This window comes from Vibrio sp. 1402 (assembly GCF_033340275.1).
Genome location: NZ_JAWOWE010000070.1, coordinates 1 through 1,152, shown reverse-complemented (window position 1 = coordinate 1,152; position 1,152 = coordinate 1). Strand labels below are relative to the sequence as shown.

The following is a 1,152-nucleotide window of genomic DNA, read 5'->3' as shown; positions in this document are numbered from 1 at the left end:
TTCATGCTTACTTAATCTCTTGCAGTCAATTTGCCGTCAGTACGGCGTCTTATAGCGCTACATTAAAGAATCGTGCCAAGAAGCCTGGCTCTTGCATATCTTGCGACAGACCGGTTCCTGAGTATTGAATTCTTGCGTTAGACACGCGATTTGACGCAATTGTGTTGTCGAAGTTGATGTCATCGGGACGAATTGTGCCGCTTAAGCGAATGTACTCGTCACCCGTATTTAGCGTCATCCACTTCTCACCACGGATCACGAGGTTGCCGTTTGCCAGCACTTCGATCACTTCGACCGTAATGTAACCACTAATGCTGTTACTCTGCTTCGCAGAAGAGTCGCCAGCAAAGGTGTTGGTGTTGTTTAAGTCATACGAGAAGTTGTACTTGCCGCCTACTTTCAACTCTTCACCGCCCACTTGTAACGGATCCATTTGCGCTTCGTTGGTTTTCGACAAGTCCGCGTTAGCGCTCTTCGTCGCACTGGTGGTTTCATCTAACGTGACTGTGATGATGTCGCCAATGCCGCGAGGTTTAGAGTCATCATACAAATCGGTAATGTGCTCTGGGCTAAACAGAGAACCCGTCGCCGCAGCATAATGCTCAGGCTTTTGTTTTGGATGGATTGGAGCCCACGCTGGATCACCAGCAACCGGATCATTTCTGCCACGCAGTGTATCAACGATGCCGCTACTCTCGTCTTTCGACTTATCGCCTTCAACCGCATCCACAACGGTAGTCGCTTGCGTCACTTCATCCGTTTCGATGGGTTCTAACATCGCACAGCCAGACATGGTTGTGATCAGCGCAAGTAAACAGATACGTTTCATTATGAGCTCCTTAATGGCTAACTTTCGCCGTTACAACTGCTGGTTAACGAAGCTCATCATCTTATCGACAGATGAGATCACTTTAGAGTTCATTTCGTACACGCGCTGAGCTTCGATCATGTTGACCAATTCTTCTGTCACGTTTACGTTGGAGGCTTCTAGCATCGATTGGCGAATTTCACCCAAACCGTCCAAACCCGGAACACCTTCTTGCGGGTCGCCACTTGCGCCTGTTGGCAAGTAAAGGTTCTGACCGATTGGCTCTAGGCCTCCTGGGTTAACAAAGTCTGTAATAGTCAACTGGCCAACGACTTGGTTATCTT

2 protein-coding genes are annotated in these 1,152 nt (G+C 48.5%); both read right to left on the bottom strand.

Annotation, left to right across the window (positions count from 1 at the left end):
• Positions 1 to 49: 49 nt before the first annotated feature.
• Positions 50 to 829 (bottom strand): flagellar basal body L-ring protein FlgH, encoded by a 780-nt coding sequence (flgH, locus tag R7044_RS24165; RefSeq protein WP_005462288.1) that lies wholly within the window; start codon positions 827 to 829, stop codon positions 50 to 52.
• Between the two features lie 30 nt (positions 830 to 859).
• On the bottom strand, positions 860 to 1,152 hold a 293-nt coding region (locus R7044_RS24160; RefSeq protein WP_225455867.1), incomplete at its 5' end, for a flagellar hook-basal body complex protein.